Consider the following 20,110-nt stretch of genomic DNA (forward strand, 5'->3'; position numbering starts at 1 on the left):
GGCGGGACGGTCAGGCGACCGCGCAGGCCGCGTTGTTGAGGCTGAACGCGGCCGGCCTGGCGTTGGTACCGGTCCAACTGCCGGTGAAGCCGAAGCTGGCACTGCCGTTCGGTGGGATGGTGCCGTTCCACGCGGCGTTGGTGGCAGTCACCTGGGCGCCGGACTGGGTGTGGCTCGCGTTCCACGCCTGGGTGATCTGCTGGCCGTTCGCGAACGCCCAGCGCAGCGTCCACCCGTTGACGGCGGCGGCGCCGGTGTTGGCGATCGTGACGTCGGCCTGGAACCCGCCCTGCCACTGGTTCGTGATCGCGTACGTGACCCGGCACGCCGTCGGGGTCCCGGGCGTGGTCGGCGTGACAGTGCCCGGCGTGGTGGGTGCCGGCGTCGTCGGACCGGTGGTCACCGTCGTGCCGCTGGCCGTCGCGGAGCCGGCCCGGGTCGCGCCGGTGAGGTTGCCGCCCGGGTACAGGCCGCCGACCGGCGTGCCGGTCACGCTGCCGCCGGTGTAGATGTCGTAGGTGCGCCCCCCGATCACCTGGTTGGAGGAGAGTGCGACCTGCTGGAACGCCTTCGTGGCGCGGTAGGCGGCGATCACCGTGGTGCCGGAGGCCACCTGGACGACGGTGCCGGCCGCCTGCCGTGCGGCGAACCGGTACGTGATCCACCGCTGGGGCGAGCTGTTGGCGATGGTGCCGGTGACCGCGGCCAGCCCGGTGGCGAACGTGGTACCGCCGTTGAACGTGATCGGGCCGTTGGAGTCGAGCCCGCCCTCGCCGAGGGAGGTGGTCGCCGAGCCGTGCGCCACGACGGTACCGCCGGAGATGGTGAGCGTCCCGTTGGTGTCGATGGCGTCGGTGCCGCCGCTGGTCGCGACCGAGCCGCCGGTGATGCGGATGAACGCGTTCGGCGCGACCGCGAACTCGTTGAGCCCTTCCTCGGCGGAGTTGAGGCCGTCGTCCGTGGAGACCACGTTGACGGAGCCGCCGCTGATGGTGAGCTTCAGCGCCTCCAGCCCCTCGGCGGAGTTGGTGACGTTGACCGTGCCGTCGGTGACGTCGAGCGTCGTCTCCCCGTGTACGGCGTCGTCGGCGGTGGCGAGGGTGAGCGTGCCGCCGTCGATGGTCACGGCGACGTCGGAGTGGACCGCGTCGTCGGCGGCGTCCACGGTGACCTGCCCGCCGCCGGTCACCACGAGGACGCCGGCCTTGAGGCCCTTGGCGGAGGCGTCCGCGGGCAGTGTGGCGGTGCGTCCGCCGCCGGACCGGACCGAGAGGGTACCGCCGGCGACGATGACGTCGGTCTCGCCGTGCACGCCGTCGCCGGCCGCGGTCACATTCGTGGTGCCGCCGGTGAACAGCACGTAGCCCAGCGTCGCGTCACCGTCCTCATCGGACTTGAGCCCGTCGCCGTCGCGGGTCGTCGCCGTCACGGAACTCCTTCACGAACGCCATCCACAGCCGGAAGTTCTCCTTCCACAGCACCTCCTGCTCGGTGCCCCAGTCGGAGAAGAACGAGCCGTGCCCGCCGGAGCCGGGCTGCCAGTGGTCCCACAGCGCGGGCGCGGCGTAGTCGGCGTGCCATTCGAGCGTGCGGACGCGGGCCGCGTCGCGCAGGCCCTGGTACACGTTGAAGGTCGGGTCGAGCGTCACGCCGGTGGCCACGAGCTCGTCCACCGTCTCCGCCCACCGCGCGCTGCCCGGCTCGGCCGCCTGCCGCCACAGCCGGCCCGACTCGGTGAAGCGGGAGACCTCGTCCTCGTAGTTGTACCCGGCCGGGAAGTGCTGCACCCGCCGGCCGTCGAGCATGGCCTCGGGCAGCCCGTACCAGTGCTCGACACTTCCCAAACCCCACCGCGCCGCGTCGAGCGAGTGCGCCTGGGATACGTAGCTCTGTTGCAGATGGCAGGCGGTGCCGAGGCCGAGCGTGGACGCCTCCCGGATCGTCGCCTCGAAGATGTCCCGCCGGTACCCCCACAGCTTCAGCCCCGCCGCGCCCGCCCCGGCCGCCTCCGCCACCCACGCGCGCGCCTCGTCCGGCGTGGTGAACGGCGCCGTGCGGCCCAACCCGAACCCCGCGTACGGATGGATGCGCGGCGCCGCGATCTGCCCGCGCTCGGCACGGTGCGCCTCCGACACCACGAAGTCGAGCCCGTTGACGAAGCAGCCCGGCTCGCGGACGGTCGTGATGCCGTGGCCGAGCCAGAGGTCGTACACGTACTGCGCACCCGGCGCGATCGACGGCCACCCGATGTGCCCGTGCGCGTCGACGAGGCCGGGCAGCACCGTGTGGCCGGCCAGGGCCAGCTCGCGGCCGCCCGGCCCGTGCGCGGGGCGCTCCGCTTCCTGCAGCCGCGGCCCGGTCGGGTGCCCCACGAGGTGGATGCGGCTGATGCGGTCCTTGTCGATCACCACGTCGGCGGGCCCGTACGCGGGCGCTCCGGTACCGTCGATGACCATCACGTCGCGCAGGATCAGCCGGTCGTAGGGCCCGTCGCCGACATCACGGGACACCCCGGCATGCGAGTTCGCGTCCATGTTGCGCTTGACGCTATCGTGTTGCGCCTAAGATGGCTATGCTGGTGAGGTGACTCTCCGTACCCTCGACCGCGCCGCGGTCGTCATCGTCGACATGCAGAACGGCTTCTGCCACCCCGACGGGTCGTTCGGCCGCGCCGGCGCCGACGTCTCCGGCTGCGGAGCCGCCGCACCGGCCTGCGAGGAGCTGGCCCGGATCGGTCACGACGCCGGCATCCCGGTCGTGTGGACCCGCGCCATCCACGAGAACGACCTCTCCGACTGGCGCATGCTGACCGAGGTGCCCATGTACAAAGGGCTGATCGGCATCGGCAGCTGCGTCGAGGGCACGTGGGACGCCGAGTTCTTCGCCCCACTCACCCCGGCCGACGGCGACCTGGTGGTGAGCAAGTCGCGCTTCAGCCCGTTCGTGGAGACCGACATCGCCGACCGCCTCCGCGCGCTCGGCGTCGAAAACCTGCTGGTCGGCGGCGTGGGCACCAGCGCGTGCGTGGAGAGCACGGTGCGCGACGCCAGCCAGCGCGACTTCCGCACCTACGTGGTCACCGAGGCCACCGGCGACATCTCGCCCGCCGCCCACGAGCACTCGCTGCACGTCATGGGCGCCCTCTTCGGCTGGACGGTCTCGATCGAGGACGTGCGCGCCGCCGCGGCGTAGCCATCCCCCGGTCGGCCTGGCCGCCGGTCCGGTCAGGCACCCCCTGGCCGGCGGCCAGGCCTTGGACCCGCCATTTCCGAGCTACCGCGACGTCCGCCGTGGTCCGGACCGTTGCTCCCGCGGCCTCACCCTCCGCGTGGGTCCATCCGCGTGGTGGTCACCCTCCGCGTGGTGATCACCCTCCGTGCCGCGCTCTCGCGCCGTCACCCTTCGGACGCCGATCACCCCGCCCTCTACCTGCCGCTGCTGCTCATCCTGCGTCGCCGACGCGCTCCTCGAGCTCGCGCACGTACTCGCCGAGCTCGGCGTCCACGAGGCGCGCACCCTCCGCGCGGCGGCGACGCCTCGTGCGCTGGCCACCCGTGTGGCTGCATCCTTCGCGCGGCGGTCATCCTCCACGCGCTGGTCACCCGTGGCGTGCACCCTTCGCGGCACTCACCCGTCGCTTGGCGGGACGCTTCGTGCGCTGATGAGGCCTTTCGCCTCGGCGGCGCTCTTCGTGTGACGGGACCTTTTCGGCGCCGGGCGGTTTGTCCGGCAGACGCCGTTCGTGCGGGGGGCACCCTTTGTGCGGCGAGGACTTCGCGTGGCGGGTACTCCTCGTGCGGGCTCTTCGTGCTGCGGGCACGCCAAGTCCGGTGAGGACTCTTCGTGTGGTGAGGGCTCTGTGCGGTGAGTGCTCCCGCGTGGCGGGCGCACTTCGCACGGGCGGCTGCGTGTGGCAGGCGGTTGCGGGCGCGCCCTCAAGCGCGCGGAGATGGTGCACTCAGGCATTTCGGGCGTCGGACGGGGCCTCCGCGTCGCGGGCGGCGTCGTGCCGGCGGGTGGCGTCGCCGCGCGGTGAACGACCTCTATGAGGCGTTCAAGATCCGTGCGGTGACTTGATGCGCCGCGGATGTCGGGCGGCGTCCAGTGCGACAGCCACTCCCACGACCACTGGGCGGCTTGCCGATCAAGGGACGCCAACCAAGCGGACCCCGCCCGCCGAGGGCGGGACGTCGTGATCACCGTGGCCGTCGGTGGATCGTGGACGTTTGCCGCCCCCGGAAGGGCGGTGCACGTCCACGATCACTAGCTGGATCGGTCGCGTGGTCATCGATCATGGAAGCGAGAATCTGGACAAAGCGAGGGCGCCGCTGTCCGCCTTGATCGGCGCCTACACCAGCCACTATCGAACAGCCGTGCCACGATCACGCGGCCGGTGGTCCGTCACAGCGGACCCAGCCCCTCAACGGGTGGTGCCCTTCACGGGGCAGCAGCCGTTCACGATCGCTGGCCGCCGCCGGCCCGCGGACCTGAGCCCGCCGCCGGTCAGGCCTCCGGCTCGGTGCCGGAGGCGCGGACCAGGCGTTCGATGCGGCGTACGCAGTCCTGCAGCTCGCGGGGCAGGATGCGCCCCAGCCCCTCGGTCTCCGGAAAGCCCAGGTAATCCACGGAGAGCGCGAGGATCGGCGAGCCGTCCGGGTCGCAGAGGGCGACCGCGACCGTGTTGACGCCCGGGCTGTAGCGGCCCTGGCTCTCGCCGAAGCCGCGCTCGCGGATCGCGGCGAAGTCGGCCCGCACCTCGTCGATGTCCGGGAACTGCCGGATCGAGCCGCCCGCCTGCCGCCGCCGCGCGACGATCTGGTCCGCCTTGACCGGGGGCAGGAAGGACAGCAGCGTGCGGCCGGTCGTGGTGTGCTCGGCGATCAGGCGGCTGCCGGGGTCCATGTACAGGTTGATCGGGCCGGGGCCGCGGATGGTGGAGATGACCACGACGTCGCCGCCGTCGAGCTGGGCCAGGTACGCCGTCGCGTAGGGGTGCGCGGCGATCATCCGGGTGAGCTCCTTCTCGGCCACGTCCTTGAGCAGCTGGCCGGCCAGGTACCGCTGGCCCAGCTCCCAGATCCGCAGCCCCACCCGGTAGCGGCGGGAGACCGGGTCCTGCTCGATGAAGCGGCGAGCGACCAAAGTGGACAGGATGCGGTGGATGACGCTCTTGTCGAGGTCGAGCTGGCGGGACAGCTCCAGCACGCCGATCTGGCTCTCCTCGCCGAGGAACGCCTCCAGCACGCGCAGCGCACGGTCCACTGTCGAGTTTCGCGCCTCGCCAGCCGGCTCGGACGCGATGGTCGGGTGCCGGGACTCGGTGCGGGTCCCGCTCGCCCGTGGCCCAACCGGCGAACGCCTCGGCATCGTCGCACTCCCGTCGTTCACGCCGTAACCCCCGGCGACAGCGGTGACACTACATCCTGCGCGATCCGGCGGGCGAGCGCGGCGGTCGATGTGCCCGCGGACGGAAACAGGACGAACGACACGTGGTCGATGCCGCACTCCCGGATCGCGCGCAGCCGCTCGCGGACCCGCGCGGGCGTGCCGTGCACGGCGAACGCGTCGACGATGTGGTCGGGCAGCAGCCGGGCCGCCTCTTCCGGCGTCTCCGTGGGGTACCGCCAGCCCCGCGCGTCGAGGTGGTCGCGGAGCGCGGCGGGCAGCGTGATCCCGATGCGGTCCAGGATCGGCCGGCTGGTGATCAGCGAGGCGAGCACGATCTTGCTGATCGCGGTGCGGGCGGCGACCGGGTCGTCGTCGACGCAGATGTACAGCCAGGACATCAGGTCCACGTCCGCGGGGGAGCGGCCGGCCCGCTCGATGCCGCGGCGGACCATGTCGAGCGCGTACCCGAGGCCGCCCGGCTCGGCGAAGCCGCCGATGATCGCGCCGTCCGCGACCTCGCCGGCCAGCTGGAGGATCTTCGGGCCGCGCGCGGCGAGGTAGACCGGGATCCGGCGCAGCGGGCCGAAGTCGATCTGCGTGGCGCGCAGCGAGAAGGCCTCACCGTCGAAGGTCACCGTCTCACCCTGGAAGAGCAGGTGCGCGATCTGCACCGCCTCGCGCAGCGCGCGGACCGGGTGCAGCCGCTTGATCCCGTACGCGTCGAGGCCGCCGCCGGCGCCGTAAGCGAGGGTGGCGCGCCCGCCGGAGAGCTCGTCGATCGTGGCGATGGCGGCGGCGGTGTGCGCGGGGTGCCGCGTGTACGGGTTGGTGACCGCCGGCCCCATCCCGATCCGCCGCGTCGCCGTGGCGATCGTCGCGAGGCTCACGTACACGTTGCGCAGCAGCCGCTCGTCCGGCACCCACACGTCGCTGAAGCCGAGCGCCTCGTACTCCCGCGCCCGCGCGGCGAGCTCAGGCATCGGCTGCTCGACGAGCGAGGCGACGCCCCAGCGAAACGCGCGACCATCCGCGCCCGGGGGAGCAGGGCCTCCATCCGCACACATGCGAGAAGGTTACACCAGGAAAGACGCCGTTGCGCCCAGCGCTATACTTCCGCGAAAAGATCAAGTTCGGAGGACGCCCATGGCGACCACGCTGCTGACCGGTGCCCGGATCTTCGACGGGACCGGGGCGGACCTGCGCGCACAGGACCTGGTGATCGACGGCGAGACGCTGCGGCTCGATGCCGGCGGCGATGCCGACGAGACCGTCGACCTCACCGGCGCCACCGTGCTGCCCGGCTTCATCGACGCCCACGTACACGTCTGCCTCAGCAACCTCGACCTCATGGCCAACCTGGGTTATCCGTTTTCATACCAGTTTTTCCTGGCGGAACGGAACCTCCGAAAGACCCTGGACGCCGGAATCACCACTGTGCGTGACGCGTCCGGTGCCGACCTGGGTATCCAGCGTGCCGTGGACGACGGCCTGATCGACGGCCCGGCGCTGCGCATCTCGATCATCGCGCTCAGCCAGACCGGGGGACACGGTGACCACTGGCTGCCCAGCGGGAACGCCCCGGAGATCCTGCTGGAGCATCCTGGCCGCCCGTCCGGCATCGTCGACGGCCCGGACGAGGCGCGCAAGCGGGTGCGCGAGCTGATCCGCGACGGCGCCAACTTCATCAAGGTGAACACGTCCGGCGGCGTCTTCTCGCCGCGGGACAACCCCGCGCACGCCCACTTCACGCAGGAGGAACTGGACGCGATCGTGGGCGAGGCGGCCCGCGTCGAGGTGCCGACGATGGCGCACGCGCACGGCGCGGCCGGCATCAAGGCCGCGATCCGCGCCGGCGTGCGCTCGGTCGAGCACGGCACCGACCTCGACGACGAGGCGATCGCGCTGATGCTGGAGCACGGCACCTGGCTGGTACCCACGCTCGGGGTCAGCCAGTTCATCATCGACCGGATCGACCAGGGCGCCGCGGTCGCGCCGGGCATCGCCGAGAAGGCGCGGGCCAACCACGCGATGCGGGCCGACTCGTTCAAGCGGGCGGTGGACGCCGGCGTGCGGATCGCGATGGGCTCGGACGCGGCCGCCGAGATGCACGGCAAGAACCTTGTCGAGCTGCGGCTCATGGCCGAGGGCGGGCTGGCGCCGCTGCGCGTGCTGGAGGCGGCCACCGGCTCGGCCGCCCGGCTGCTCGGCATCGAGGAGCGGGTCGGCACGATCGCCGACGGCAGGCAGGCCGACCTCGTGGTGGTCGGCGGCGACCCGTTCGACTTCTCCGCCTACCCCGCCAACATCCTTCGCGTGTACCGGAAGGGAAAGCTGGTCCGCCGCGGGCCTCAGCCGTCCGGCCAGCCTGTGTAACTCCCTGGTTAAGATTCCGCTTCCGGATCTTGTATTTCCGTCTGACGCAATAGCATAGCGTCCAACGCAACACTCCCGGAGGCCTGGCAAATGCGTAGACCACAGCTTCTGGCCGCGGCGGGCCTCGCGCTCGCGCTGGCGGCCACCTCGGCCTGCTCTGACAGCGGTGACGGCGGCTCGGCCGCGAACGGGAACCTCGCCAGCGGCGGCACCTTCACGTTCGCCGTCGCGGGTGACCCCGGCACCCTCAACCCCCTCAACAACACCGCGACGACGGCCAACTGGCTGTTCCGCTTCCTGTACCAGCCGCTCGTGGTCCGCAAGCAGGACGGGTCGATCGGGCCGGGCCTCGCCACCAAGTGGGACTTCGACGGCACCAAGGCCGTCTTCACGCTCGACCCGGCCGCGACCTGCTCGGACGGCAGCAAGATCACGCCGAGCGTGATCGCGAAGAACTTCGCGTGGGTCAAGGACCCGAAGAACACCTCGACGGTCATCGGGGCGACGCTGCCCAACCGCGAGTTCACGTTCGCGGCTGACGACGCGGCGGGCACCTTCACGCTCACGCTCAACGGCCCGTTCAGCAACCTGCTGCCGTCGCTGTCGTTCATGCACCAGGCCTGCGGCGCCGGCGCCGACAACCCGGCCGGCCTCACCACCGCGAGCAGCGGCTCCGGCCCGTTCGTGCTGAAGACCGCCACGCCGAACAGCGAGTACGTGATGACCAAGCGGGAAGGGTTCGCGGGCAACGACGCCGCCGGCGTGCCCGACCAGGTCGTCATGAAGATCGTCGACAGCGAGTCCACGGCGGCGAACCTGCTGCTGTCCGGCGCGATCAACGCCGCGGTCGTCAACGGCCAGGACCGGGCGCGGCTGACCGCGGCCGGCGCCGCCGAGAAGACGTACGTCAGCGGCGGCGTGGTGATCTCGTTCAACCACCAGCCGGGGCGGATCACCGCGGACAAGGCGGTGCGCGTGGCGCTCACCCAGGCGCTCGACCGGGGCGCGGTGGCCAAGGTGGTCACGCAGGGCCTGCTTCCCGACGCGGGTACCAGTGTGTCGGCCGCGCAGCCGCAGATCTGCGACGACGTCTCGGCCGCCTCCGCGATACCGGCCTTCGACGCCACCGGCGCCGAGGCGACGCTGCAGGCCGGCGGGTGGAGCAAGGGCGGCGACGGCGTGATGGCCAAGGGCGGCAAGCAGCTCACGTTCCAGCTCGGGTACAGCACCGCCACACCGGGCGCGGCCGCGGCGGCGGAGCTGATGGCGGACGCGTTCGGCAAGATCGGCGCCAAGGCCACGATCACCCCGTTCGCGCAGGCCGACTACACCCAGCGCGTCTTCACCACCGGCGACTACGACGTGATGCTGCAGCAGTTCAGCAACCCGTTCCCGTCGACGCTGATCGGGCTGCTCGCCGGCCCGTTCCCGCCGGACGGCACCAACGCGGGCCACGTGCAGAACAAGGCCTACACCGACGCGGTCACCGCCGCGCGGACCGCGACCACCCAGGAAGCGGCCTGCCAGAGCTGGACCGCGGCGTCGAAGTCCCTCTTCGAGGAGGCGGACATGATCCCGATCGCCAGCTGGCCCACCAACTGGGTGGTCAAGAACGCGGTGATGGACACGCTCGGCGGGCGCCCGATCGCTGAAAGCGTCCGGCTCCTGCAGCCGAAGTGACGATGAGCATGGCGGAGGTCGGCAAGAGCCCGGCCTCCGCCGCATCGCCGCCCGAGCCCCGGCGGCGCCGCACCACCCTGCCGGGGTGGGCGCGCGGCCTGCTGTGGAAGCTGCTCCGCCTGGTCGTCTCGATCTGGGCGGTGCTCACGCTGACGTTCCTGATGATCCAGTTCATCCCCGGCGACCCGGTGCGCCTGGCCCTCGGCCCGGACGCGCCGGCCAGCCTCGTCGAGGAGCGGCGCCAGCAGCTCGGCCTCGACCAGCCGCTGATCGTGCAGTACCTCGACTACTGGGGGCGGATGCTGACCGGCGACTTCGGCGACTCGCTGCTCACCCAGCAGCCGGTGAGCCTGCTCGTCGAGGCCCGCATCGCCAACACCGCCACGATCGTCGCGCTGTCGCTGCTGGCCGTCACGGTCATCGCCATCCTCGGCGGCCTGCTCGTCGGCATCGCCACCCACCGCGGCCGCCGCCCGACGCTCAAGACCGGCTTCACCCTGGCCACTGGCGTCGCCGCCGCGCTGCCCGACTTCCTCGTCGCGGTGGGACTCGTCTTCCTGTTCGCGGTGACGTTCACCGTCTTCCCGGTGGCCGGCGCCTCCGGCGCCGAATCATTCGTGCTGCCCACGCTCGCGATCACGCTGGGCTCCGCGGCCACGATGATGCGCGTCGTGCGTTCCTCCACCGCCGTGGTACTCGACCAGGACTACATGCTCGTCGCCCGCGCGAAACGGCTCCCCGCCACCCGCGTGTACCTGCGGCACGGCCTGCCCAACCTGCTCACCGCCGCGCTCACCCTCGGCGGCCTGCAGCTGGGCACCGTGGTGACCGGCACGATCGTCGTGGAGAACGTCTTCGCCATCCCCGGCCTCGGCACCGCGCTGGTACAGGCGCTCATCACCCGCGACTACCCCGTCGTGCAGACCATCATGGTGCTGCTGGCCAGCGCGGTGCTCATCCTCAACCTGCTGATCGACGTCGCGCTCGGCGCGCTCGACCCGCGCTCCAAGCGGCAGAGGGGCTGACCCGATGCGCAGGCAGCTCCGTACCGTCTTCTCCACCGCGACCGGCACCTTCGCCGCGGTCGCCCTGCTCCTGCTCGTCGCCCTCGCGATCGCCGGCCCGATCATCTGGTCGGACAAGGCGAACGCGATCGACGTGGCCAAGGCGTGGCAGCCGCCGAGCGGCGAGCACTGGTTCGGCACCGACGAGCTCGGCCGCGACATGTTCGCCCGCAGCCTCGTGGCCACCCGCCTCTCGCTGCTCAGCGCGGTCGCCGCCAGCGCCATCGCGATCGTCGTCGGCGTGCCGATCGGGCTGCTCGCCGCCCTCTTCGGGCCGCGGCTGACCAGCGCGTTCCAGTCGGTGGTGAACGTGGCGATCGCGTTCCCCGCGCTGCTGACCGCGATGTTCGTCGGCACCATCATCGGCATCGGCGTGCCCGGCGCGATCCTCGGCGTCGGCATCGCGATGGCGCCGATGTTCGCCCGCCTCACCCAGACCCTCACCGCCTCCGTGGCCTCACTGGACTACGTCGCGGCCGCGCGCACGATGGGGGTACCGCTGCGCAAGCTCGTCGGCCGCCACATCCTCGCCAACGTCGCCGAGCCGCTCATCATCACCGCCACGACCTCGGTCGGCACCTCGCTGCTGGGCATCTCCGCGCTCAGCTTCCTGGGGCTCGGCGCGCGGCCGCCGCAGTACGACTGGGGCGGCCTGCTCAGCACCGGCCTCAAAGCCATCTACACCAGCCCGATGGCGGCAATCGGGCCGGGCGCGCTGATCGCGCTGTCCGGCATCGTGTTCAGCCTCCTCGGCGAGGTGATCGCCGGCGCGTTCGGCGACAACCAGTCCAGCCGCCGCTTCGGACGGGTGGCCCGCGCGATGGCCGCGGCCGCCCGCCGCCTGTCGCCCATCTCCGCCCCTCCCGCGGAAGTGCTGCTGGACGTCGAGAACCTGCGGGTCGGCTTTCCCTCCGAAAATGGAGAACTGCCCGCGGTACGCGGCGTCGCGCTGCGGGTCGCCGCGGGGGAGCGGGTCGGCATCGTCGGCGAGTCCGGCTCCGGCAAGAGCGTCAGCGTGATGGCGATCGCCCAGCTCGTCGAGCACCCGGCCGTGGTCACCGCCGACCGCATGCGCTTCCTCGGCACCGAGCTGTCCACTATGGCGCCCGCCGCCCGCCGCCGCTTCCTCGGCACCAACCTGGCCATGGTCTTCCAGAACCCGATGAGCAGCCTCAACCCGGCCATGCGGATCGGCGCCCAGCTCACCGAGGTGGCGCGGGTCCACTCCGGACTGTCCCACTCGGACGCCCGCACCCGCGCCGCGGACCGGCTCGCCGAGGTGGGCATCGCCGACGCCGGGCGGCGGCTGCGCCAGTACCCGCACGAGTTCTCCGGCGGCATGCGGCAGCGCGCGATGATCGCGATGGGGCTCATGGAGACGCCGCGCCTCATCATCGCGGACGAGCCGACCACCGCCCTGGACGTGACCGTGCAGCGGCAGATCCTCGACCTGCTGCTGGCCATCAACCGGGACGCGGGCGCGGCGATCCTGCTCATCTCCCACGACATCTCCGTCATCGCCAACGTCTGCGAGCGGGTCGTCGTCATGTACGCCGGCGTCGTCGTCGAGGACCTTCCGGTGGCGAGCCTGCTGCGGGCGGCCGCGCACCCGTACACGCGGGCGCTGATCGCGTCGGTGCCCGACATGGCGACCGACCGCTCCACCGACCTCGCCACGATCCCGGGGCGGCCGCCGTCGCTTTCCGACCTGCCCACCGGATGCCCGTACGCGAGCCGGTGCGCGTTCGCCACCGACCGTTGCGTCGAGCAGATGCCAGCCCTCGCGCCGCTGGCCGACGGGCACCTGGCGGCGTGCTGGCACCCACAAGGAGGAACGCTGTGAACAGCGGCGCTCTTATCGTCCGCGGCCTGACCGTCCGATATGGAGGGCGGACCGTCGTGGACAATGTGGACCTCGACGTCACCGACGGCCGGGTGCTCGGCCTGGTCGGCGAGTCAGGCTCGGGCAAGTCCACCATCGCCCGCGCCGTGCTCGGCCTCGCGCCGGTGCACGCCGGCACCATCACGGTGGGCGGCTACGAGGTCCGCCGCCTCTCCGCCCGCGAACGTGCCCGCCGCGTGCAGATGATCTTCCAGGACCCGTTCGGCTCGCTCAACCCGCGCATGTCCGTCGGCGGCATCATCCGCGAAGGCCTCGAAGCGCTAGGCGACCTCCCACCCCGCGCACGGGCCGCCGAGGTCACCCGCCTGCTGGAACTCGTCTCGCTCTCACCCGACCTGGCCCAGCGCCTGCCCCGCCGCCTCTCTGGCGGCCAGCGCCAGCGGGTCGCGATCGCCCGCGCACTCGCCGCCCGCCCCGGCGTGCTCATCGCGGACGAGATCACCTCCGCGCTGGACGTGTCCGTGCAGGCCCAGGTGCTCAACGTCCTGCGCGGCATCCTCGCCGCTGAACGCTTCTCGATGCTCTTCATCTCGCACAACCTCGCCGTCGTCCGCTACATCAGCGACGACATCGCGGTCATGCGCGAAGGCGTGATCGTCGAGACCGGCCCGGTCGACGAGGTGTTGGCCGCGCCCCGCCATCCCTACACCAGGGAACTGCTCGCCGCGATCCCGCAGCTGCACCCCGCCGCCTAGCGACCGCCGGCCCGCTTCCGGCCGCGTCCGCGCCGCGTCGGGGTGCCGGCTTCGACGTGGCCACGGTTTCCACCACACCAGATTCGAGCTACCGCGATGCCCGTCGTGGTCCAGACCGCTGCGCGGGGCCCCGGGAAACGTGGAGTGCAGCGGAGCGTTTCTTGGGGTGCGTTCCCGCGGCCTCACCCTCCGCGGGCCCGCGGCGCCGCCCGCCAGGCATGATCCTGGCGCTGCCGCGGCTGGCCCCGCCGCCGCCTCACCCTCCGTGGTCGCCCAGCTCAGCCCAGGAGCCCGCTCGGGCAGATCTTGGCAAGTTGGCGTCGATATGGCGCGCCAACTGACCAAGATCTCGTAGCTCACACCACCTGCACCAGATCGACAGTCACAGACCGCGACGACGGCGCCGAACCGCGGGCGGACTCGCGCACTCCCGTCTCGAAAGACCTGCAGAAGCACGGGAGGGGACGATCAAGACAGGTGGGTCTTGCGTCTTGCCTGGCCAACGCCCCTATCCCGTAGAGCCGGCTACCGCGGCGTGAGCACCGTGAGCTGGGAGGACGCCGGAAGCTGTCGCACGGCAAGCCAATCCAACTCTCCGAAAGTCGAGGTTCCCCGTGCAAACCATGATCCCGCTGCGGACGCCATGATTACGCGGCACGCCATGGTCGTGTGGCCGGGCGCCGTGGTCGCTCGGCACACGATGGTCGCGCGGCAGACGCTGTGGACGCGGTGGCGGCGCTGTGCACGCCATGGTGGTGCTGTGGACGCCGATGGTGGCGCTGTGGACGCAATGCTCGCGCTGTGGATGCGCGTTCGTGGTGCTGTGGACGCCGATGGTCGCGCTGTGGATGCGATGGCGGTGCTGTGCACGCCATGATCGTGCGGCGCGCGCCGTCGTTACGCGGCGCGCCATGATCACGCTTCGGGCGCCCAGGATTCCGAAGCATGCCGTGATCATGCTGCGGACGCCACGATTGCGTGGCGGACGCCGTGATCGAGTGGTGGACGCCGTGATCGAGCGGTGGAAGGCATGATCGTGGGACGCGGTTGGGCCATGATCGTGGGGGACGCCATGATCGTGCGACGGCGCGGTTTGACCACCCGGGGGCGACGGGACGGCGGTGACTGCGCGCGGACCTGCGCTTGACCCGCGGACCCGGCAGCGGAGGTCGGGGGTTTCGGCGAGCCCTGCGAGCCGCCGACCGCAGCGGTGCCCGCGGGAGCGAGCGGTCCGCAGGTGACGCGGACGGGGGTCCACACTGGACCGGAAGCGCACCGACCGGCCGGTCGGCCTCCCGCGCGCGGGCCTGGCCACCGCGACCGGATGCGGCCTGTTGACGCAACCGGGCGATTGCTATAGTGTGAGTGGCAACTGAATGGTTGCTATAGGAGGCGGACATGGCATTCCCCGACCGGATCGAGCGCACGCTGGAGATCGCCCACCCGCCGGAGCGGGTGTGGGCGGCGCTGACCAGCGCGGAGGGTCTGGGCACCTGGTTCGGCAACCGGGCCGAGGTCGACCTGCGGGTCGGCGGCCTGGCCAAGCTCAGCTGGGACAGCGGCGACACCGCGACGCTCACGATCGAGCGGCTCGAGCCGCCGAGGGTGTTCGCGTACACGTGGCCGATCTACGGCCTGCCCGAGGGTGACCCGCGGCGGACCTATGTGGAGTTCACGCTGGAGCCGACCGGCACCGGGACCACGCTGACCATGGTGGAGAGCGGGTTCGCGCAGATGCCGGACGACGAGCACAAGGCGGCCTTCTCGGGCAACACCACCGGCTGGACCAACGAGCTGGGCGAGCTCGTGGCGTACCTCGATGGACAAGCCTGACCCGGAGGCGGTGGCCCAGGAGGTCTTCTCCGCCCTGGCCGACCCGAGCCGGCGGGGCATCCTCGCCGCGCTCGCCGCCGGCGGGCCGGCCACCGCCACCGACCTGGCCGCCCAGCTGCCGATCAGCCGGCAGGCCATCGCCAAGCACCTGGCCCTGCTGGCCGACGCGGGCCTGGTGGTGGCCGAGCCGGGCGAGCGGCGCCGGGTGCGCTACCGGGTGGATTCCGCGCCGATGAAGGTGGCGCAGCAGTTTCTGGCCGCGCTCGCCCGCGACTGGGACGGCCCGCTCGCGGCCCTGCGTGACCAGCTGACCTGAGGGAGGACCAAATGTTCGACCCGACCGCGATGATCATGGCTGACCGCGCGACGAAGGAACACGTGCTGTCCGCCCGGCCCGGGGCGCGCACGAGGCCCGAGCGACCCGCCCGGCCGCGCCGCCACGCGATGCGCCGGCTGACCGCGACGGTCCTGCGCCGCCTCGCCGACCGCGTCGAGCCGCGCGCCACCTGCGTCCCGGCGGCGTCGTAACCGACCGGCGAAGGGGTGACCGACATGGCGAGCACGGGCAACCTGCCCGAGGTGGTGTCCCGCGAGCAGTGGCTCGCCGGCCGGCCCGCGGACAGGGCCGGCCGGGTCGCGCGGTTCAGGCGACGGTGAACGTGTACGAGCCGGACGGCAGCGCGTACACGGCCGCGCCACCGGACCAGCCCTGCGCCACGGCCTCCGCCGGCGCGGTCACCGCGGCCGCCGACGCCGCCGGCACGTGGACGGTCGCGGTCGTGTTCGGCGGTACCGTCACCCGCAGCGTCAGCCCCGTCCCGCCGCGGCTCCACTCGGTGCGCGCGGGGCCGTACCGCGTCGCCAGTGACGTGGTCGCGGCGGTGAGCGAGCCGCCCGGCTTCGGCGCGACGAGCAGCCGCTGGTAGCCGGGGGCGGCCGGGCCGAGGCCGCCGACCGTGCGGTACAGCCAGTCGCCGACCGAGCCGAGGCCGTAGTGGTTGAACGAGTTCATGCCGGGGTCCTGCAGCGTGCCGTCCGTGCGGATGCCGTCCCACCGCTCCCAGATGGTGGTCGCGCCGCGGGCGCCCATGTAGCCCCAGCCGGGGTAGCCGGGCTGCTGCAGCACGCGGTACGCGGTGTCGAGGTGCCCGTGCTCGGCCAGGACCGGCAGCAGGTTCTCCACGCCCATGAAGCCGACCGACAGGTGCCCGTCGCGGGACGCCACCTTGGCGGCGAGCCGGTCCGCGACCGCCTGTGTCCGCTGTGGAGGGACGAGGCCGAAGGCGAGCGCGAGCACGTACCCGGTCTGGCTGCCGTTGCCGACCGTCCCGTCGGCCGCGACGAACCGGTTGGTGAACGCCGCCGCGACCTGGTCGGCCAGAGCGTGGTACGCCGCCGCCCGCTCGGTGCGCCCGGTGGCCGCCGCCATCCGCGCGACGAGACGCGCCGACCAGCCGAAGAACGCGGTGCTGGTCAGGTCGTTGCCGGTGGGGTCGTCGACGTTGAGCCAGTCGCCGTACGTCTCCTGGTTGCGGATCAGGTCGGCGCCCGAGGTGGCGCGCAGGTAGTCGACCCAGCGGGCTAGCGCGTCGAAGTGCCGGTCGGCCGCGGACAGGTCGCCGTAGCGCTGCCACAGCACGTACGGCACGATGACGCCCGCGTCGCCCCACCCCGCCTTGCCGGCCCAGCCGAGCACGTCCGGCGCGACGTCGGTGAACGCGCCGTCCGCGCGCTGCGCGTCCACCATGTCGTCGGCGAACTTGGCCAGCAGCCCGTGCGTGTCGAAGTTGAACGTGGCGGTGGCGCCGAACGCCGCGATGTCACCGGTCCAGCCGAGCCGCTCGTCCCGCTGTGGACAGTCGGTCGGTATCGACAGCAGGTTCGACCGTGCGCCCCACAGGATGTTGTGCTGGAGCTGGTTGACCAGCGGGTCGGACGTGGTGAACGTGCCGGTCTCCGCGCCCGCCGTCCACGCCGCGAGGCCGGTGAGGCTGTCCACTGTGGGCGTGCCAGGGAAGCCGGTCAGCTCCACGTAGCGGTAGCCGTGCACAGTGAACGACGGTTCGAACGTCTCCACGCCCCGCCCGGCGAGCGTGAACGTGTCCGTCGCCTGGGCCGCGCGCAGGTTGGCGGTGTAGAGCGTGCCGTCCGGGTTGAGGATCTCGCCGTGCCGCAGCGTCACGGTCGTGCCGGCCGGGCCGCTGACCCGCAGGCGGTTCCAGCCGGCGAAGTTCTGCCCCAGGTCGGCGATCCACACACCGGGCCGGGGCTGGGTCAGGCGCACCGGCCGCAGCTCCTGCCGCACGGTCACGCCCGGGTCCACCTGCGCGACCAGGCGCGGCCTCGGTCCGGTGTGGACGGTGACCGCCTGGGCCGGCCCGGCCGCGATCCGCGCGTCCTGGTCCTCGCCGTGGTACAGGTCGTCGGAGACGATCGGGCTGCTCGTCCACGTCCACGAGCCGTCGGTGCGCACCTCGCCGCGGGTGCCGTCCGTGTACTCGACGATCAGCTGCGCCGAGTACCACGGCGACGTGCCGTACCGGCGGCTGCCGGCGAAGCCGAGGCTCCCGGCGTACCAGCCGTTGCCGAGCAGCGCGGAGAGCGTGTTGTCGCCCTGCCGGAGCGCGGCGGTCACGTCGTAGCCGCGGTACTGCAGGCGCTTGGTGTAGTCGGTCCAGCCGGGCGCGAGCCGTTCCGCGCTCACCTTGACCCCGTTGAGGTACGTCTCGTGCAGGCCGAGTGCGGTCGCGAAGAGCCGCGCCCGGGCCACCGGCTTGCCGACGGTGAAGGTCTTGCCGAGGCGGGGCGCCGGGGCCGGTACCAGGACCTGGTTGCCCCACGGGCCGGCGAGGTGGGCGGCGCTCACCCGCGCGGCCGGCCAGGCACCGTCGTCGAAAGACGGCTGCTCCCAGCCGGCGGACCCGCTCTGCGACGCCTTCCACGAGGCGTCGGTCGGCACCGTGACCGCGCCCTGCAGCTTGGCGATCACCGAGGCGGGGCTGGCCGAGGTGTTCTGCGCGGCGAGCGCGATCGTGTTCCGCCCGGCGCGCAGGTGCGCGGTGACGTCGATCGTCGTGGCCCGCTTCCACGAGTCGGTGACCCGGCGGGAGGCGGCCACCTTGACGCCGTTGACCCACGCGTCGGCGGTGTCGTCGCCGGTCACGACCAGCACCGCCCGGCCCGGTGCGGCCACGTCGAAGGCGCGGCGGAAGTAGCGGGTCGCGACCGGCGCGTCGACCGCGGGGTCGCCCTCCGGGTACCAGATCCAGGAGGCGCCGTCGAGCCCGGCGGTGCCGGGCGCGCCGATGAAGTCGGCGGTCCAGCCGGACGGCGCGGTGTCGAAGCGGGCCGGGGCGCTCCACCCGCTCGCGCGGCCGTGCGCGTCCCACACCCGGACCCGCCAGTGGTACGTGCGGTTCGCGGCCAGGGCCGGACCGCCGTACGGCACGTCGACGGAGGCGCGCGAGGCGACCTCGCCGCTGTCCCAGACATCCGCCGCGCCGGCGGTCGTGCCGACCGTGACCTGGTACCGGCCCTGTACCTGGCCGTTCGCTGTGCTGGCCAGCTGCCAGCCGAAGCGCGGCCGGGCGGCGTCGACACCGAGCGGGTTGGCGCGCCGCTCGGTGGTCAGCCCCGTGACGGTGACGGGGAGGAGGCGCCGGTGGTGGGGAGCTGGACGCCCGTGCCCCACGGGCCGGTGCCGTACGCGCCGAGGTCGCGGGCGGCGACCCACGCGTGCGGCACCGCGTTCGCCGCCTGCCACCCGCCGTCGGTGACGAGAGCGACGGTACCGCCGGCCGCGGCGATGTCCAGGTACCCGACGACGCCCGCCGGGCCCTGGCTGGTGTTGCGGGCGGCGAGGGTGAGCGTGTTGGCGCCGGGCCGCAGCGCGGCGGAAAGGTCGACGCGGATGGCCTGGCGCCACGAGTCGGTGGCGCGCGGGGAGACGGCGAGCCACGTGTCGTTGAGCCAGACGTCGACGGTGTCGTCGCCGGTCACGACCAGGTGCGCGGCGGTGTACGGGCCGGCCGGCGCGGTGAACGTGCGGCGCAGGTAGCGGGTGGCGGCCGGTGCGGAGGCCGCGGGGTCGCCTTCGGGAAACCAGATCCAGCGCGCGTTGGCCAACGTTTCAACGCGCTTCTGGGCGGGTGCGGCGGCGACAGCGGTTGCGGACGGGGCAGGATGGTCGCGATGGCCAGGACAGAGGCCATGGCGAACCGCAGGGTTGAGGACATGCGGGCTCTCCTCGGTGGGTGAAGAGGCGCGGGAGTCAGTCAACGATTTAAACGGTTCAATGCCATGGCTCCGTCAGGATAGGCCGATCCGGCGGAAACATTCAAGAGTCTTTATTGAACGGTCTTCGATGGGTCGGCGCCGTGCGCCGCGGGGCCTGGCGTGCGCGGTGGGTTCTCGCCGCTCGATGCGCCGCCACCGGCGCGGTGCCCGCGTGTGAAACTGCCCCCATGGACCACGGCCGGTGGATGAGCCACGCCGTCGACCTCGCGCGCCGGTCACCACGCTCGTACCGCGCGTTCACGGTCGGCGCGGTGCTCGTCGACGCGGCCGGGCAACCCATCGCCGCCGGGTGGTCCCGGGACAACGACCCACTGGTACACGCCGAGGAGTCCGCCCTCGCCGGGCTCACCGGCGATCCCCGGCTCGCGGCGGCCACGCTCTACAGCACGCTCGAACCGTGCAGTAAGCGCACGGCCGCCTCCCGTCCACCGTGCACGAGCCTGATCCTGGCCGCCGGCATCCGCCGGGTGGTGATCGCCTGGCGCGAGCCTGACCTCTTCGTCACGTGCGAGGGCGTGGCGCTGCTGACCGGGGCGGGGGTGGAGGTGGTCGAGCTGCCCGAGTTCGCCGCGGGGGCGCGCGCCGTGAACGCCCACCTCGGCGTCTGATCTCGCGCCATGGGTGAGGGCGGGTCGTGTCGCGGTGCGGCTTGGCTTGTTTCGCGGCCGTCGCCGCCCGCTGCGCCTTCGCACGGCGTGCTCTGGTTTCGCTGCGGGCTGCGTGCCGCCGAAGCTGGCCTCGGTGTCCGTCCGGGCCCGCCGGCGCGCCACGACAAGGACCGCCGGCACGACCGCGGCCGTTCGGGCCCGGCGCCGCCCACGCGAGCCGGCGCCACCCGCCACGACCGCCCACCTGAATGCACCCCACGGCGGACCGCC

17 protein-coding genes are annotated in these 20,110 nt (G+C 72.5%); 11 read left to right on the forward strand and 6 right to left on the reverse strand.

Annotated features, from left to right (window positions below):
* Positions 1–10: 10 nt before the first annotated feature.
* Entirely contained in the window at positions 11–1,429 is a 1,419-nt protein-coding gene (locus Phou_RS50710) for a carbohydrate-binding domain-containing protein (RefSeq protein ID WP_178134989.1), read from the reverse strand.
* On the reverse strand, positions 1,386–2,510 hold the full coding sequence (locus tag Phou_RS34475) for an amidohydrolase family protein (protein ID WP_173064141.1): 1,125 nt from the start codon (positions 2,508–2,510) through the stop codon (positions 1,386–1,388). The genes Phou_RS50710 and Phou_RS34475 overlap by 44 nt, the downstream gene beginning before the upstream one ends.
* Before the next feature lie 73 nt (positions 2,511–2,583).
* On the opposite strand from Phou_RS34475, the gene Phou_RS34480 reads away from it, so the two are divergent.
* Positions 2,584–3,192, forward strand: coding sequence for a cysteine hydrolase family protein (locus tag Phou_RS34480; protein WP_173064144.1), 609 nt, complete (start codon positions 2,584–2,586; stop codon positions 3,190–3,192).
* A gap of 1,311 nt (positions 3,193–4,503) precedes the next feature.
* On the opposite strand, the gene Phou_RS34485 is transcribed toward Phou_RS34480, so the two are convergent.
* Positions 4,504–5,388, reverse strand: coding sequence for an IclR family transcriptional regulator (locus Phou_RS34485; protein WP_173064147.1), 885 nt, complete (start codon positions 5,386–5,388; stop codon positions 4,504–4,506).
* The gene (locus tag Phou_RS34490; RefSeq protein ID WP_173064151.1) at positions 5,385–6,368 is read right to left on the reverse strand and encodes an LLM class flavin-dependent oxidoreductase; all 984 of its coding nucleotides are present in this window, start codon (positions 6,366–6,368) and stop codon (positions 5,385–5,387) included. Before Phou_RS34490 ends, Phou_RS34485 begins: the two co-directional genes overlap by 4 nt.
* Positions 6,369–6,531: 163 nt before the next feature.
* Between Phou_RS34490 and Phou_RS34495 the strand changes: the two genes are divergently transcribed.
* The 9 genes from Phou_RS34495 (at position 6,532) to Phou_RS34535 (ending at position 15,464) form a co-directional block, all read left to right on the forward strand.
* A complete protein-coding gene (locus Phou_RS34495) occupies positions 6,532–7,761 on the forward strand; it encodes a metal-dependent hydrolase family protein (protein WP_173064155.1) in 1,230 nt (409 codons plus the stop codon).
* Between the two features lie 90 nt (positions 7,762–7,851).
* A complete protein-coding gene (locus tag Phou_RS34500) occupies positions 7,852–9,441 on the forward strand; it encodes an ABC transporter substrate-binding protein (protein WP_173064158.1) in 1,590 nt (529 codons plus the stop codon).
* A 2-nt stretch (positions 9,442–9,443) separates the two neighbouring features.
* Complete coding sequence (locus Phou_RS34505; RefSeq protein ID WP_218579340.1) at positions 9,444–10,466, forward strand: ABC transporter permease; 1,023 nt, start codon at positions 9,444–9,446, stop codon at positions 10,464–10,466.
* 4 nt (positions 10,467–10,470) lie between these two features.
* Positions 10,471–12,348, forward strand: a complete 1,878-nt coding sequence (locus tag Phou_RS34510; protein ID WP_173064161.1) for a dipeptide/oligopeptide/nickel ABC transporter permease/ATP-binding protein — start codon at positions 10,471–10,473, stop codon at positions 12,346–12,348.
* Positions 12,345–13,103: an ABC transporter ATP-binding protein gene (locus Phou_RS34515; protein WP_218579408.1), complete on the forward strand. Its 759-nt coding sequence runs from the start codon at positions 12,345–12,347 to the stop codon at positions 13,101–13,103. Before Phou_RS34510 ends, Phou_RS34515 begins: the two co-directional genes overlap by 4 nt.
* Positions 13,104–13,843: 740 nt before the next feature.
* On the forward strand, positions 13,844–14,137 hold the full coding sequence (locus Phou_RS34520) for a hypothetical protein (protein ID WP_173064164.1): 294 nt from the start codon (positions 13,844–13,846) through the stop codon (positions 14,135–14,137).
* Between the two features lie 364 nt (positions 14,138–14,501).
* Positions 14,502–14,936, forward strand: a complete 435-nt coding sequence (locus Phou_RS34525; RefSeq protein ID WP_173064167.1) for an SRPBCC family protein — start codon at positions 14,502–14,504, stop codon at positions 14,934–14,936.
* Positions 14,923–15,252 carry an ArsR/SmtB family transcription factor gene (locus Phou_RS34530; protein ID WP_173064170.1) on the forward strand — a complete coding sequence of 110 codons (330 nt, stop codon included), beginning with the start codon at positions 14,923–14,925 and terminating at the stop codon, positions 15,250–15,252. Before Phou_RS34525 ends, Phou_RS34530 begins: the two co-directional genes overlap by 14 nt.
* Before the next feature lie 11 nt (positions 15,253–15,263).
* Positions 15,264–15,464 (forward strand): hypothetical protein, encoded by a 201-nt coding sequence (locus Phou_RS34535; protein ID WP_173064173.1) that lies wholly within the window; start codon positions 15,264–15,266, stop codon positions 15,462–15,464.
* Between the two features lie 115 nt (positions 15,465–15,579).
* Here the strand turns inward: Phou_RS34535 and Phou_RS34540 are convergent, their stop codons facing one another.
* Both Phou_RS34540 and Phou_RS53490 read right to left on the reverse strand, forming a co-directional pair.
* Positions 15,580–18,627, reverse strand: a complete 3,048-nt coding sequence (locus tag Phou_RS34540) for a family 78 glycoside hydrolase catalytic domain (protein WP_246274048.1) — start codon at positions 18,625–18,627, stop codon at positions 15,580–15,582.
* A complete protein-coding gene (locus tag Phou_RS53490) occupies positions 18,564–19,061 on the reverse strand; it encodes a hypothetical protein (protein ID WP_246274049.1) in 498 nt (165 codons plus the stop codon). The genes Phou_RS34540 and Phou_RS53490 overlap by 64 nt, the downstream gene beginning before the upstream one ends.
* 338 nt (positions 19,062–19,399) lie before the next feature.
* Between Phou_RS53490 and Phou_RS34545 the strand changes: the two genes are divergently transcribed.
* Positions 19,400–19,840, forward strand: a complete 441-nt coding sequence (locus Phou_RS34545; protein WP_173064176.1) for a cytidine/deoxycytidylate deaminase family protein — start codon at positions 19,400–19,402, stop codon at positions 19,838–19,840.
* The last annotated feature ends 270 nt before the right edge of the window (positions 19,841–20,110 follow it).

Origin of the sequence: Phytohabitans houttuyneae, assembly GCF_011764425.1 — a bacterium.
Taxonomy (GTDB): domain Bacteria; phylum Actinomycetota; class Actinomycetes; order Mycobacteriales; family Micromonosporaceae; genus Phytohabitans; species Phytohabitans houttuyneae.